At 43.9% G+C, this 13,870-nt stretch carries 14 protein-coding genes; 12 read left to right on the top strand and 2 right to left on the bottom strand.

Annotated features, from left to right (window positions below; genetic code table 11):
- From AC6RV6_RS00935 to AC6RV6_RS00920, 4 genes are all read left to right on the top strand, one after another.
- The coding region (locus AC6RV6_RS00935; protein ID WP_500238170.1) for a CHAT domain-containing protein at window positions 1-2,332 on the top strand (2,332 nt) is incomplete at its 5' end.
- Between the two features lie 40 nt (window positions 2,333-2,372).
- On the top strand, window positions 2,373-2,750 hold the full coding sequence (locus AC6RV6_RS00930; protein WP_500238168.1) for a type II toxin-antitoxin system RelE/ParE family toxin: 378 nt from the start codon (window positions 2,373-2,375) through the stop codon (window positions 2,748-2,750).
- A 2-nt stretch (window positions 2,751-2,752) separates the two neighbouring features.
- Complete coding sequence (locus AC6RV6_RS00925) at window positions 2,753-3,301, top strand: hypothetical protein (RefSeq protein WP_500238166.1); 549 nt, start codon at window positions 2,753-2,755, stop codon at window positions 3,299-3,301.
- A gap of 39 nt (window positions 3,302-3,340) precedes the next feature.
- Window positions 3,341-4,720, top strand: coding sequence for a hypothetical protein (locus AC6RV6_RS00920; RefSeq protein ID WP_500238165.1), 1,380 nt, complete (start codon window positions 3,341-3,343; stop codon window positions 4,718-4,720).
- A 16-nt stretch (window positions 4,721-4,736) separates the two neighbouring features.
- Here AC6RV6_RS00920 and AC6RV6_RS00915 read toward each other — a convergent pair whose 3' ends face one another.
- Entirely contained in the window at window positions 4,737-5,318 is a 582-nt protein-coding gene (locus AC6RV6_RS00915; protein ID WP_500238347.1) for a biotin transporter BioY, read from the bottom strand.
- Between the two features lie 73 nt (window positions 5,319-5,391).
- Window positions 5,392-6,504 (bottom strand): biotin synthase BioB, encoded by a 1,113-nt coding sequence (gene bioB / locus AC6RV6_RS00910; RefSeq protein WP_500238163.1) that lies wholly within the window; start codon window positions 6,502-6,504, stop codon window positions 5,392-5,394.
- A gap of 194 nt (window positions 6,505-6,698) precedes the next feature.
- Here bioB and AC6RV6_RS00905 point away from each other — a divergent pair, with 194 nt between their 5' ends.
- From AC6RV6_RS00905 to AC6RV6_RS00870, 8 genes are all read left to right on the top strand, one after another.
- Window positions 6,699-7,703: an Rpn family recombination-promoting nuclease/putative transposase gene (locus AC6RV6_RS00905; protein ID WP_500238160.1), complete on the top strand. Its 1,005-nt coding sequence runs from the start codon at window positions 6,699-6,701 to the stop codon at window positions 7,701-7,703.
- On the top strand, window positions 7,704-8,855 hold the full coding sequence (locus tag AC6RV6_RS00900; RefSeq protein WP_500238159.1) for a glycosyltransferase: 1,152 nt from the start codon (window positions 7,704-7,706) through the stop codon (window positions 8,853-8,855). It begins immediately after the preceding gene.
- Between the two features lie 29 nt (window positions 8,856-8,884).
- Window positions 8,885-9,607, top strand: a complete 723-nt coding sequence (locus tag AC6RV6_RS00895) for an undecaprenyl-phosphate galactose phosphotransferase family protein (RefSeq protein WP_500238157.1) — start codon at window positions 8,885-8,887, stop codon at window positions 9,605-9,607.
- 83 nt (window positions 9,608-9,690) lie between these two features.
- On the top strand, window positions 9,691-11,160 hold the full coding sequence (locus tag AC6RV6_RS00890; protein ID WP_500238156.1) for a type I restriction-modification system subunit M: 1,470 nt from the start codon (window positions 9,691-9,693) through the stop codon (window positions 11,158-11,160).
- A 129-nt stretch (window positions 11,161-11,289) separates the two neighbouring features.
- Window positions 11,290-11,514, top strand: a complete 225-nt coding sequence (locus AC6RV6_RS00885) for a hypothetical protein (RefSeq protein WP_500238153.1) — start codon at window positions 11,290-11,292, stop codon at window positions 11,512-11,514.
- On the top strand, window positions 11,507-11,917 hold the full coding sequence (locus tag AC6RV6_RS00880; RefSeq protein WP_500238151.1) for a type II toxin-antitoxin system VapC family toxin: 411 nt from the start codon (window positions 11,507-11,509) through the stop codon (window positions 11,915-11,917). Before AC6RV6_RS00885 ends, AC6RV6_RS00880 begins: the two co-directional genes overlap by 8 nt.
- Before the next feature lie 19 nt (window positions 11,918-11,936).
- On the top strand, window positions 11,937-12,245 hold the full coding sequence (locus AC6RV6_RS00875; RefSeq protein ID WP_500238150.1) for a nucleotidyltransferase family protein: 309 nt from the start codon (window positions 11,937-11,939) through the stop codon (window positions 12,243-12,245).
- Window positions 12,232-13,437 carry a restriction endonuclease subunit S gene (locus AC6RV6_RS00870; RefSeq protein ID WP_500238149.1) on the top strand — a complete coding sequence of 402 codons (1,206 nt, stop codon included), beginning with the start codon at window positions 12,232-12,234 and terminating at the stop codon, window positions 13,435-13,437. The genes AC6RV6_RS00875 and AC6RV6_RS00870 overlap by 14 nt, the downstream gene beginning before the upstream one ends.
- Window positions 13,438-13,870: the final 433 nt, after the last annotated feature.

Here is a 13,870-nt window from a genome sequence, read left to right as displayed (position 1 = left end):
CCATGAGGCATGGAACAACCGAGGGAATGCGCTATTGAATTTAGGCAGGTTAGAAGAAGCGATCGCCGCCTATGACCGTGCCTTGCAATTTAAACCCGACTACCATGAGGCATGGAACAACCGAGGGAGTGCGCTATTGAATTTAGGCAGGTTAGAAGAAGCGATCGCCGCCTATGACCATGCCTTGCAAATTAAACCCGACCTCCATGAGGCATGGGTCAACCGAGGGAGTGCTGCCGCAAGTTCCCGTCAATACGATCCCAAATTTCAACGCAATTTTTTATTTTATTTCCAAGCAATCAATGTAGGGACGTTGCATGCAACGTCCCTACAAAACCAACCCCAACCCAGACAAAATGCCCTCTCTGCTGAAACCGCCCAATACATTCAACAAACCGCCGAAAAACATTTCTGTGTTACATATCCAGAATTGAACAAACGAGGCTATGAGGGACAACTTAACAGCCTGCAATTCCCTCTCAATCAAAACATTATTTGCCAAGAGACACACCCGAAAGGATGGGGATTTCTTCATCATTGGATTGGCAAAGCCCATTATTTTCAAGGGCGAACAGTGGTTTATCCTCGTTCCTACTGGAAAAAAGCCAAAGACAGCTACAACAAAGCCCTAGAAACCCTCACTGCAAGCGATTACCCCGAACTGCACCTCGAAGTCCTCCAAGACCTCTGTAACGTCCTCCTTGCCCGCAAAGAACCCGAAGAGGCGCGAGTTCTCCTGCAAGACGGCACAGACCTCCTCAACCGAATGCTACAAGACCCCAACCGAGGAGACTACGCCAAACAGCAACTCGCCCGCAAATTCACCGCCTTTAACCAGCTTACCGTCAGCCTTGCCCTCCAATCCGGCAACATCCGCGATGCACTCACCCTCGCCGAAACCGGTAAAAACACCTGTTTGCGCTGGATTTGGAACTATGGCGACATCCCGGAACTCACCTACCACCAAATCCGCGAACTCCTCGCAACCCCCGCAACTGCCCTCATTTACTGGCATCTCAGCCCCATATCCCTCAGCACATTCTTACTTCTTCCCAACCTCCCCGATCCCATCCTCATCTCTCCTCCTCTCCAACCCGACGACGACAGAGACCCCGCATTATTGCAAATTCTCGCCCTTGAAGCGTGGGTGAAAAAGTGGAACGAAGACTACTCCAACTACGGCACGAAAAAAGAAGATGACACCATCCAAACCGAGGCGAAATGGTACGCAGACCTAGAAACGCAACTCGATCGCCTGAAAACCCTCCTCAACATTGCCGAAATAGAACAACACCTGCAAACCCACGCAATTAACCATCTTATCCTCATCCCCCATCGCGATCTGCATCGCTTCCCCCTCCCCACCTTTTTCAAGAATCAAACCTGTACTACTCTCCCTAGTGCCTATCTGGGTCGTTCTCCCCTCTCCTCAAACTGGGAGAAAGGGCAAAATCTCCTCATTGTCGAAAATCCCCGCAGCACCCCCAAAATCGGTAATACAATCAAAAAATTAGACGAACTCCCCTTCGCCGAAGTCGAATCTGCCCTCATCCAACAACTTTTCGTCCCTTTAATGGTTGGCCATACTGAGAATGACGACTATAACCCGATCCGCCAGGGATTCAAATCCCTGTCTCATACAAAAAATCCATTGAAATGGATTGAGGAGGAGAAATCGCCGGGGGAACAAGAGTCAAAGTCCCCCAAAGTCGGAGAATTTAGGGGGCGCATTCAATGCCTCCCCAACACCAACGCCACCAAAGATCGCATTACGGAAGCCTTGGAACAATCCCATCACATCTTCCACTTCTGCGGACATGGCGCGTATAATGCTCAAAACCCTGCCCTCTCCTGTCTCTACCTCAACGGAGAAGACACCCTCACGCTTAAAGATATCCTGAACCTCGACCTGCAAGCATACCGCCTCATCGTCCTCTCTGCTTGCGAAACCGCCGTCACCGGAAACCAAACCATCACCGATGAATATGTCGGCTTAGTCAGTGGCTTTTTGCGGGCAGGTGCAACCTATGTTCTTAGCACTCTCTGGACGGTGGAATCTTTCGCGACAACCCTCCTTACCGTCACTTTTTATCAAAATCTTCATTCCGGACAACCGCCCGCCACAGCCCTGAAAAACGCCCAAACATGGCTCAAAACTGCGACAAAATCCGACTTGCAAATATGGTTAGACGATGCGATCGCACTCCTCCACCAAGACCGATCGCGCCAAAGACTCCTCAAAGTCAGACAACGGAATATCGATATAATGGAAAGCGATCGCCCCTATGCCCACCCCTATTATTGGTCGGCTTTTACCCTATCCGGACAATGATTGATTTTGCACAACTGATTCGCGATCGTTGCTTGGTTTTATGATGAAAGCAGAAAATAACGGACACGACGATCCAAATTTAATTTTACAGGTTCGTTTTTACAAAACTGAGAATGACAATGAACCCGTTCGGGATTGGTTGCAATCTTTATCTCGAGAAGAAAAAAAGACAATTGGAGAAGATATCAAAACAGTACAGTTTAGCTGGCCGGTAGGCATGCCCTTCATTAAAAAACTAGAATCGGATCTCTGGGAAATTCGTGCAAATTTAAACAATAAAATTGCTCGAATTTTATTCACTCTACAAAATGGAACTATGATTTTACTGCATGGATTTATCAAAAAATCTCAGAAGACTCCGCAACAAGATTTAGAACTTGCCCGACAAAGACTCAAAAAACTACAAGGAGGACAATAACAATGAATAATCTCCATGTTGGCAGCAGCTTTGATGAATTTCTAGAAGAAGAAGGCTTGTTCGCTGAAGTTGAAGCAACAGCCATTCAACGAGTCATTGCTTATCAATTACAGCAAGTAAGCGGTACTAACATTGTCATGGTTAAAGCCTTTCTTTATAGCTTGTCTCAACAAAAAGCACCTCTTCCTGAAGAAATTGAAACCCAAATCGGGAATATTTTTATCGCCTTAAAAACTCGTTGTCAAGAACTTCTCGATCTGGCTTTAGCGATTCCTTCTCTTAAAATTCCCTATGAAAATGCCGAACTTTGGTTTGACCTGACGATCGCAGAACGCAAAGGAGGATTAAAATTCTTACCCGTTGACGATCCTCACGACGATGGAATGGGAGAAAGTGTCAATGTTACGGACGATCCAGCAAAAGCGATCGCAGAAATGGAAAAAATTCTTGAAATTATCGATCGCGATTATGAAGACGCAGCGAAAACCCTCTCCCGAACCAACCCGATCCAAAATTTACAACAATTTATTAAAAACAAGCTGAATCGATAATACTGATAACTGATAACTGATAACTGATAACTGAATTAAATGAAATCTCTAGACTATCCCACCGTTGATTTATTTCTCTATGACCTCTATAGCGGTCTCGGAAAGAATGAAGAGGCGATCGATCGCGATCGCCGCCGCTTCTGGAATCGCATCTACGACGAAAACTATATCGAACAAAATCTCGAACAACTGAAAAAGAACGAGCAAAATTTTTCTCACTATATCGAACTCCTCGACGCGAGAATTCAACCTTTTGACGCACCTCTCGACGGCTATTATTACCCCGTAAAACTGGGAGACGTTCTTGCTTTACAAATTGACTGCGCCGGACGCAATAATGACCCAGAATGGGAACAACTTCCCTTTCCAGAAAAGCTGCAAGAACTGCAAAAAATTGTTAAAATTGTTCGCGGTCACACGATCAAAACTCCCCCGAAACTCGGTCAAAGCTGGCTATTTTGGGGCAAACTCGCCACCGCCGAACAAAACTCCGATGATATTGCCAAAATCTGTTACGAAACCCTAGAGATATGCGATCGCGCCAACTGGAAACGCGATTTAAAAGGTCAAAGTCAATATCGCAGCGCCTCTCTTTACGAACTCGAACAACCCGATACGATTCTCGACGGGCAAAACCTCAGTCATCATCTCATTATCTGTCTATTTCCTCACGATAAAACCGAAAAAGAAATTAGTCATATTATCGGTCAATTGTATCGCGATCTCATTCCACTTTTTCACTATCGCAGTAAAATTCTTTGGGTTTACGAAAAAAGTCGAGAACTCAAAGAGAACCTCAAAAAAGCATCGGGTAAAATGCAAGGGATTATCGATTCTTTATCCGGACATCTCGATCGCCAGCAACTCGATCTCAAACTCATGCAAAAAGATATGAGTAATGCCTTGACAATTTCCCATTACTATGAAACAAATCTCGGCGAATTTCAGAAACAACAAGTCAATATTGAAACGAATACCCATAATTATTGCGAACGCTTGCAAAAGATGCGCGATCGCGACCCTGCTGGTCACTTAGAATTCTTGGAAAAATTCGGCGAATCTGCTAACGATAAAGTCCAACAAATCGTCATGGATAGTAAAGCCTTAAGCGCCGGACTCAAACCCCTCGATAGCTTTATTCAAACCGTAGAAGGAATTATCGAAATCGAACGCACTCAAAACGAACGGACGCTTAATAATACCATTGCGATCGCAGGAGTGGGAATTAGTGTCGCTTCTTTAGTCGCTTCCACCATCGGACAAGAAGAAACTCGCGAGATGGTCGAACAATTATTTAGCGTTCCCAACCAGCCTTACTTGGAAATTGTTTTAACTTTTCTTCCTTTAGTAATTAGTGTTTCTTTGGGTTTAATTTGTGCAGTTTTGACTCCTATAGTCTTGCGACTTTTCAAAAAATAGCTATGGCAATCAATTTTCAATAAAACATAATTCGCCGCAAAGCAAAAGACAACACCGAAACCGCACAAACTACGGCACTTTGTCCCAGTAAAGGACGAAGAGAATAGTAAAAAATTTCTTGTAGCAAAACAAGGATTCCTCCATCAATAAAACCGAAAAGATGCAGGCCGATCAAATAGGTAATTCCTAAAGTATGAATGGTCAATAAGCCACAAAAACAACTAAAAGTGAGAGATTCTAGTTGAGGTTTCGTGCGAAATGCCAAAGAACCGCAGATCCACGCCCCCGGAATAAAGCCCAAGATATAGCCAAAAGTCGGGGCGGTGAGATAATCGAGACCGCCACCGTGGGTAAAAATGCGAAATCGGGTCAAAAATAGTCCCAACAAGACATAAGCGATCTGTGAAAGCGCACCCGCTTGTTTTCCTCCTAAACATCCCGCTAACAAAACGGCTCCGATTTGAAAGGTGACCCCTAAAGAATAGGTTTGAATGCCATTTCCTTCTCCCCAATTCCACGGAAAACCCCAATCCCAAGGGGGAGTCGTAGCGGAAGGGAATAAAAAAGTACCGCCAATCGTCAGAAATAACCCCACCACCGCCCAAAGAAGTTTGTAGGGAAAAGAAAGGGTGGGGGAGTTAACAGGTTTGCGGCGAAGGGAACGACTGCGCCTAGTGCGTTTGCGAGGAGGTTTCGTACTCACCGGGTATGGGGGCTTCTCCACCTTCGAGTCCTAATGATTCTAACAGGGCGCGATCGCGTTCGGGGGGCTGTCCGAGGGTGGTCAGATAATGACCGACCAACATGGCATTAATTCCCGCTTGCAAGCCCAAATGCTGCAATTCTCCCATAACCGCTTCCCGACCGCCAGCATAACGGAGAATTTGCTGAGGAAGCAAGAGGCGGAAAAGCGCGATCGCTTTGAGGGCTTCGTAGGGATCGAGGCGGTTTTGTTCTCCCAAAGGCGTACCCTGACGGGGATTTAACAAATTGAGAGGGACTGATTCGACTTCTAATTCTCTCAGGGCGAGGGCGAGATCGATGCGATCCTCCCAACTTTCTCCCATACCCATAATGCCCCCAGAACAGGCTTGAATACCTGCCGCTTTGAGATTTTTAATGGTTTCCACGCGATCGCGCCATTGATGAGTCCCGACAATCTCGGGGAAGTAATTTTCCGAGGTTTCCAAGTTATGGTTGTAGCGTGTCACTCCAGCTTCCCGTAAGGCTTCTGCCTGTTCGGCCGTCACTTCCCCGAGGGCGCAACAGGGTTTAATCGCAGTGGTGGCAATAATTTCTTGTACCGTGGCGAGAATTTCCGCAAATTCTTGAGATTTGGGGCTATTATATTTGATTCCCCGACCCTGAGAAACCAAACAGAAACGCTTAGCACCCGCATCGGCGGCGGCTTTTGCTTGGGCGAGGATATCTTCTTTCGTTTTTAACCCGTAAACCGGGGAATTTTCCCCGGGATGATGGGACGACTGGGAGCAAAAACTGCAATTTTCCGAGCAATTCCCCGATTTAATATTAACGATACTGCACAGATCGACAACATTTCCACAACAGGCCGCCCGGACGCGATCGGCAGCTTCACAAAGGGCTAATATATCCGCTTCACCCTTGATTTGAGTTAATTCTAAGGCTTGCGATCGCGTTAAGGATTCTCCGGCGATAATGCGATCGCTCAAATTGGCTAAAAAAGTTTTTAAAGGTACACCCGTTAAGGCTGGGGTTGAATTGCTCGTTTTGTTTGGAGCAATGGCTGGGATTGCTTGAACCACGTTTTTCTCGATACTCCCAATATTTGGCGATCGCAATCTTATCAGCTTGATGTCCCCTAACTTCAGCCGATGTAATGAAACTTCTCAATTCTGAGGAATTTGTTGGCAACTCGGACGCATAGAGATATATTTGTATTACATGACGAATTGCAAAGCGATCGGGCTTTGAATTCTACTGTCAATATCAATTGCCCATGAAAAACTCGCCTAATATCGACCACGATCGCTTATTTAAAGAACTCCTGACGGTCTTTTTTGTGGAATTCGTCGAATTATTTTTTCCCAAAGTACGAAAGTATCTCGATCCAGATTCCATTACTTTTTTGGATAAGGAAGTTTTTACCGATGTTACCTTGGGGGAACGTTATGAAACCGATCTTATCGTCCGTGCAAGTTTTGCCGAACAAGACTCCTATTTTTTGATTCATGTTGAAAACCAGTCCTCTATAGAAACAGCATTCGATCGCCGCATGTTTCGCTATTTTGCTCGTCTGTATGAAAAGTTCAATTTACCCATTTATCCGATTGTTATTTTTTCTTATGACAAACCCAAGAAAGCAGCAATTAATTACCACCAAGTTAAATTCCCCGATTTTGAGGTTTTGCAATTTAACTATCGAGTCGTTCAGCTAAATCGTCTCAATTGGAAAGATTTTTTAAAACAGAAAAATCCTATTGCCTCAGCATTAATGGCGAAAATGAATATCGCCCCAGAGGATAGACCAAAAGTGAAGGTAGAATGTTTGCGATTGTTGGCGACATTACACCTCGATCCGGCTCGAATGCAATTGATTTCTGGATTTGTGGATAGTTATTTAAAATTAAATGAGTTAGAACATCGCGCATTTGTCGAACAAATCGCTAAAATTAAACCAGAAGACAAGGAGGAAGTTATGCAAATTGTCACCAGTTGGATGCAGGAAGGCATCGAGATCGGCCGCAAACAAGGTCTCGAACAAGGTCTCGAACAAGGACGGCGACAAGGTTGGATGCGATCGCTTTTGCGTCAGCTTACCAAGCGTTTTGGAACGCTTGAGTTAAAAATAGAAGAGCAAATTTCTCAATTAACTCTAACGCAGTTAGATGTATTAAGTTTAGAAATATTTGATTTTAAAAGTGTGGCAGATTTGACAACTTGGCTGGCCGAGATTAATGAAAAAACCGAGGAACAAAAAAGCGATCGCGACCCAGAACAATAGATGAAAACAGCCTTAGTTCATGAATGGTTAACCCCCAAAGCAACCGGGGGATCGGAATTAGTCGTAGCGGAAATTCTCCAGTACATCGAAGCCGATCTTTATGCTCTGATTGATTTTGAATCGGTTAATCCTGAAAGTTATTTGTACGATCGCAAAATCGGTCATACATTCCTACAACATTTTCCCCTCGCCCGCAACGGCGTACAGAAATATTTACCTTTTCTTCCCCTCGCGATCGAACAACTGGACTTAGGAGAATACGATCGCATTCTTTCCTCCTCCCACGCCGTCGCCAAAGGAGTTCTCACCCGTCCCCACCAACTCCATATCTGTTACTGTCACACCCCCATGCGCTACGCATGGGATTTAACCTTTGAGTACCTCCGCAACAGCCGTATGGGACGAGGAATTCCCGGTTTCTTTTCTCGCTATATCCTTCATCGCCTGCGAGAATGGGATGTCATTTCCGCCAACCGCGTCGATTATTTTATCGCCAACTCTCAATATACCGCCCGTCGCATCTGGCGGTGTTACCGACGCAAAGCCGAAGTGATTTATCCTCCCGTTAACTGCGATCGCTTTGCGTTTTCTCCCCAAAAAGAAGACTTTTACCTCGTTGTTTCCCGTTTGGTCGGTTATAAAAAAATAAGTTTAATTGTCGAAGCCTTCAATCAATTGGAACTTCCTCTCGTCGTCATTGGCGATGGCGCAGAATTAACCCGCATTAAAGCCATAGCCGGTAAAAATATTCGCGTGTTAGGATCGCAGCCAAATGAAATTGTAGTGCAGTATATGCAAAAAGCAAAAGCCTTCGTTTATGCTGCCTGCGAAGACTTTGGCATTGCCCCCGTCGAGGCACAATCTTGCGGCACTCCCGTCATAGCTTATGGTCAAGGGGGAGCATTGGAAACCGTCCGCGATGTGCGACAATTTCCCCAAACGGGGACGGGATTGCATTTTGCCCCCCAAACCGTTGAGGCATTGGTAGAAACCGTTAAGATTTTTAGCGAATTACCCGGAAAAATCGAGCCGGAAATCTGCCGCCAAAATGCCGAAAAATTTACCCCCGAGGTTTTTCGCCAGCAGTATCTCGCTTTTGCCGATCGCTGCTGGCATAATTGGAAAACCGGCAGCGATCGCATTAACGGTTAACGGGGTTTGTGGTGAATTTGAGGAGTACGATGACTGCTGAAAGTCCGGTGAGGTCTAGCAAAGGAAGCGCAACGCGGAAAACGCGATCGCTTTCTAACCGAAAGCAAAACACGAGTTTTTTGCTTTTTCTATTTAATGGGAAAAAATTTAAACGCTTGTTCGATATTGGCTTTTCCCTCAGCGTTTTAATGCTTGGCGCTCCAGTTTATCTGATTTTGACGTTCTTAATTGCGGTCACTTCTCCGGGACCGATTTTTTACGTACAGCACCGAGTCGGCAAAAACTATCAACCTTTTCGCTGCCTCAAATTTAGAACGATGGTGTGTAATGCCGAGGAAATTCTCGACGAATTATTTGCTAAATCTCCCGAATTACAACAAGAATTCGAGGAGACCTACAAACTTAAACAAGACCCTCGCATCACGAAAATTGGCAAATTTTTACGCTTGACCAGTTTAGATGAACTGCCTCAGTTTTGGAATGTGTTGAAAGGTGATATGAGCGTCGTCGGTCCGCGTCCCCTCGTCCCCGATGAATTAAAATATTACGGGCGCTACATGGCCAAGGTGTTGACGGTCAAGCCCGGTATTACGGGATTGTGGCAAGTTTCCGGACGCAATGACCTCCCCTATCAACGTCGCATTCACCTCGATGTTTACTATGCCAGCTATCGCACCTTGATTTTAGATGTGTTTATTATTCTCAAAACCGTTGGTATTGTCTTGTTTCCCCGCAATAACGGAGCTTATTGAAAGGGATGTCGAAAAGATGGCAATTGGCCGGATAATGACCGATACTCGTCTTTTCGGCAATATTTTGTAGGGATTTTTACCGCATGATTACAGGGGAATTAAAATCGAAGGTCGATAAACTCTGGACGACATTCTGGAGTAATGGGATTAGCAACCCGCTTTCGGTAATCGAACAGATTTCTTATTTGCTGTTTATCAAGCGGTTGGACGATTTGGAATTGGCGAAGGAGAAGAAGGCGAAACGCTTGGGAGAGGCGATCGCAAACCCGATTTTTTCTGAGGGACAGCAGCATTGTCGCTGGTCGAAGTTTCGCAATCAAAATGCGGCAGATATGCTGAAAATCGTGCGGGATGAGGCGTTTCCTTTTATTAAAAATATGGGGAAGGAAGGGGGAGCTTATGCGATTCACATGAAAGATGCGACATTTTTAATCGCCAATGCTTCACTTTTGTCGAATGTGGTGGAACAGATCGATGGGATTCCTATGGAAGATCGGGATACTAAGGGGGATCTCTATGAATATATGCTTTCGAAGTTGACGACGGCGGGACAAAACGGCCAGTTTAGAACCCCGCGTCACATTATTAAAATGATGGTGGAGTTGATGGAGCCGAATGCGCGGGAAATTGTCTGCGATCCGGCCTGCGGGACGGGGGGATTTTTGGTGGCGGTGTCGGAATATTTGCGGAATAAGCAGGATAGTGAGGGGAATTTGGTACTCAATGCCCCGGGGAATCGAGAGCATTTTAATTCGGAGATGTTTCACGGGTTTGATTTTGACCCGACAATGTTGAGAATTGGCAGTATGAATATGATGCAGCATGGAATTGAGGATCCGAAGATTGAGGCACGGGATTCTCTGTCGGAAGATCATGGGGGAGTAATGGAGGAATTTACGCTGGTTTTGGCTAATCCGCCGTTTAAGGGGTCTGTGGATAAGGAGAATATTGCGGTGAATTTGAAGAAGGTTGTCAATACGAAGAAGACTGAGTTACTGTTTGGGGCGCTATTTCTGCGGTTGCTGAAGAAGGGGGGACGGGGAGCCGCGATCGTGCCGGATGGGGTCTTATTTGGCTCTTCTAAGGCACATAAGGCATTGCGAGAGGTGTGGGTGGAGGAGCATAAGTTAGATGGGGTGATTTCGATGCCGTCGGGGGTGTTTAAGCCTTATGCAGGGGTTTCGACGGCGATCGCAATGTTTACAAAGACGGGGGTGGGGGGAACCGATCGCGTTTGGTTTTATGATATGCAGGCGGATGGGTTATCGTTGGATGATAAGCGGCAAGTTGTGGCGGAAAATGATATTCCCGATATTCTGCGACGGTGGCGATCGCGAGATGTGGAGAAGGATATAAATCGCAAGGATAAGGCGTTTTTTGTGCCGAAAAAGGAGATCGTGGAAAATGGTTACGATCTTTCGATTAATCGCTATAAGGAGATTGAATATGAGGAAGTGGAATACGATCCGCCGAGGGTTATTTTGGGGAAATTGAAGGCGATCGAGGATGAAATTCGGGCAGATTTGGATGAGTTGGAGGGGATGTTATCTTAAACTGAATTTTTTGTACTATTGCAACGCTATAATGATTGCATAAATCCGAGCTTGGATGATGATGATTATGGATTTGTTCGAGCGATCGGGATAGGGTAAGGAAAATAAATTAAAACAGGATGAATCACAATGAGTGTTAAAGAATTGCTTAAAGCCGAGTTAGAATTTTTGTCTGAGGATGATTTGCAAGAACTTTATGAGTTGGCAAAACGCCGCAGTCAAAGGATAAAAGGCGATCGGGATGAGTTAGGAGAATTGTTAGAGAGATGCCAGATCGAAACGGGTATTCCCGATCTAGCGGAACAACACCATCATTACATTCACGGAACTCCAAAGATTAATTATAATGAATAAGGTTTTTGTCGATACGGCTGCGTGGATTGCTTTACTTAATGTTAATGATGCTTGGCACGAGCGATCGGTTCAACTCCGCTTGCAATTGGCTGCTCGAAATTATATTTTTATAACTAGCAATTTTGTTTTATTGGAGGTTGCTGATGCTCTATGTTCTCCTGTAGTTCGTGCAAACACGACTAATTTTTTAAGAAATATACATCGCGTTAAATCTATGCAAGTATTATCTTTAAATGATGATTTATTTAGGGCAGGATTAAGTCTGTATGAGTCTAGGTTGGATAAGGATTGGGGGTTGACGGATTGTATTAGTTTTGTTGTTATGCAGCGAGAGGGAATTACGGAGGCTTTTACGACGGATAAGCATTTTGAGCAGGCGGGTTTTATTCGGTTATTAAAATGAATTTTTTAGGAGGTCAAAAATGATGAACAAATATGATATTTTTCAACGGTTACAGGAACATCAAGAAGTGTTGATGAATTTTGGGGTGTGTCGGTGCGGTTTGTTTGGGTCGTTTCGTCGGGGTGAGGCGACGGAAGATAGCGATATCGATTTGTTGGTGACGTTTGAGCCGGAGTTAAAAACGTTTATGAATTTTATGGATTTGTGTTTCTTTTTAGAGGATCTGTTTGAGCGTAAGGTGGATGTTTTGACTCCGGAATCTTTGAGTCCTTATCTTAAGGATAAAATTTTGGCGGAGGTGGAGTATATTACAAATGGCAAAAAATAAGAGTGATTTTTCTATTGTAAAATTGGTCAATGTTTCCGAAAAAATTGATTATGGTCTAACAGCATCAGCACAAGATATTGAAGGAAATCCAAAGTTTTTACGAATTACAGATATTCAAAATAATTGGGTTAACTGGGATAATGTTCCATCTTGTGAATGCACGGAAAAAGATTATAAAAAATATGCTCTGAAACAAGGTGATATTGTATTTGCACGAACAGGAGCAACAACTGGAAAAAGTTTTTTAATTCGTGACTGCCCATCCAGAGTAGTGTTTGCATCATATTTAATTAGAGTGCGACCTTCTTCAAAAATTAATTCTGAATATTTATCTCGTTTTTTTCAAACTCCTAATTATTGGAATCAAATCACACTTAGTTCAACTGGAACGGCTCAAACAGGTGTAAACTCTACAAAGTTAAAAGATTTAAAAATTCCTCTTCCACCTCTAGAAGAACAAAAAAGAATCGCGGCGATATTGGATAAAGCCGATCGCATTCGACGGAAACGACAAGAAGCTATTCAATTAACCGAAGAATTAGCGCGATCGCTTTTCCTCGATATGTTCGGCGATCCCGTTACTAATCCGAAAGGTTGGGATATTGTAGAAATTAGTCAAATTGTAGACGATATTGAATCAGGATGGAGTCCTAAATGTGATTCTCGTATTGCTGAAAAGGAAGAATGGGGAATATTAAAATTGGGTGCAATTACTTGGGGTGTTTTCGACGAAATAGCAAATAAAGCATTGTTACCAGAGACAAAGCCAAAACCAGAATTAGAAATCAAAGTCGGCAATTTGTTATTTTCAAGAAAAAATACTTATGAATTAGTTGGTGCTTCTGCTTTTGTTCATAAAACGAGATCGAAACTTCTATTACCCGATCTGATTTTTAGATTAAAAATAAATGATCGAGTTAATCCTGTATATCTTTGGCAAGCATTAAGTCAATTATCTGCGAGGCGAGAAATTAGTCGCCTTGCCAGTGGATCGGCGGGTTCTATGCCAAATATTTCAAAAGCTAGATTAAGAACATTAAAAGTTTCGTTACCTCCTCTAGATAAACAGAAAAAATATAATCGAATTATAGAAAAATATTGGCAACAACAAGAGTCTTTAGAAAAGTCTGCAAAAGAATCAGAAAATCTCTTTAACTCCCTCCTGCAAAGAGCTTTCCGAGGAGACCTATGAAAATAGCAGAAAATGCAATTATTCCCGATCGCAAGCTATCCGTTGTTACCTTCAAACCCGATCGAGAATAAAACCATGAGCCTAGAACGCCGAAAAATCACCAATTTTGCTGTTATTTAAAATAGGATTCACTGCGATCCGTCGGGGATTGAAAATTCTCATATCATGGGAAAAAGTTGTTAAAATGGAAGTTAAGGAAATAAATCGGTAATTAAATTGTCCTTCTTATCTCGATCCGCCAGGGATTAAAAATCCCTGTCTCATACAAAAAATCCATTAAAATGGATTGAACGCGCGATCGCTATTTTATTCACGATATGACCCGAGTCCTCTTGAGAGGACTTTTTATATGAGACAGGGAATTCTATTCCCTGACGAATTATTGATAAAGCCGACAGAGTGCAAACAAGAAATAACAGCTATATCCCCCTCC

The organism is Spirulina sp. LEGE 11439, assembly GCF_059821285.1.
The sequence above is the reverse complement of the archived record's forward strand: the minus strand, read 5'-3'. Positions and strand labels throughout refer to the sequence as shown.

What these genes read in the sequence shown, in the direction of transcription:
- AC6RV6_RS00925 (WP_500238166.1), top strand. Translation starts at nt 2,753, where the DNA reads ATGAATAATCTCCATGTTGGCAGCAGCTTTGATGAATTTCTAGAAGAA.
- AC6RV6_RS00920 (WP_500238165.1), top strand. Translation starts at nt 3,341, where the DNA reads ATGAAATCTCTAGACTATCCCACCGTTGATTTATTTCTCTATGACCTC.
- AC6RV6_RS00875 (WP_500238150.1), top strand. Translation starts at nt 11,937, where the DNA reads ATGATGAACAAATATGATATTTTTCAACGGTTACAGGAACATCAAGAA.
- AC6RV6_RS00880 (WP_500238151.1), top strand. Translation starts at nt 11,507, where the DNA reads ATGAATAAGGTTTTTGTCGATACGGCTGCGTGGATTGCTTTACTTAAT.
- AC6RV6_RS00905 (WP_500238160.1), top strand. Translation starts at nt 6,699, where the DNA reads ATGAAAAACTCGCCTAATATCGACCACGATCGCTTATTTAAAGAACTC.
- AC6RV6_RS00870 (WP_500238149.1), top strand. Translation starts at nt 12,232, where the DNA reads ATGGCAAAAAATAAGAGTGATTTTTCTATTGTAAAATTGGTCAATGTT.
- AC6RV6_RS00930 (WP_500238168.1), top strand. Translation starts at nt 2,373, where the DNA reads ATGATGAAAGCAGAAAATAACGGACACGACGATCCAAATTTAATTTTA.
- AC6RV6_RS00885 (WP_500238153.1), top strand. Translation starts at nt 11,290, where the DNA reads ATGAGTGTTAAAGAATTGCTTAAAGCCGAGTTAGAATTTTTGTCTGAG.
- AC6RV6_RS00900 (WP_500238159.1), top strand. Translation starts at nt 7,704, where the DNA reads ATGAAAACAGCCTTAGTTCATGAATGGTTAACCCCCAAAGCAACCGGG.
- AC6RV6_RS00890 (WP_500238156.1), top strand. Translation starts at nt 9,691, where the DNA reads ATGATTACAGGGGAATTAAAATCGAAGGTCGATAAACTCTGGACGACA.
- AC6RV6_RS00895 (WP_500238157.1), top strand. Translation starts at nt 8,885, where the DNA reads ATGACTGCTGAAAGTCCGGTGAGGTCTAGCAAAGGAAGCGCAACGCGG.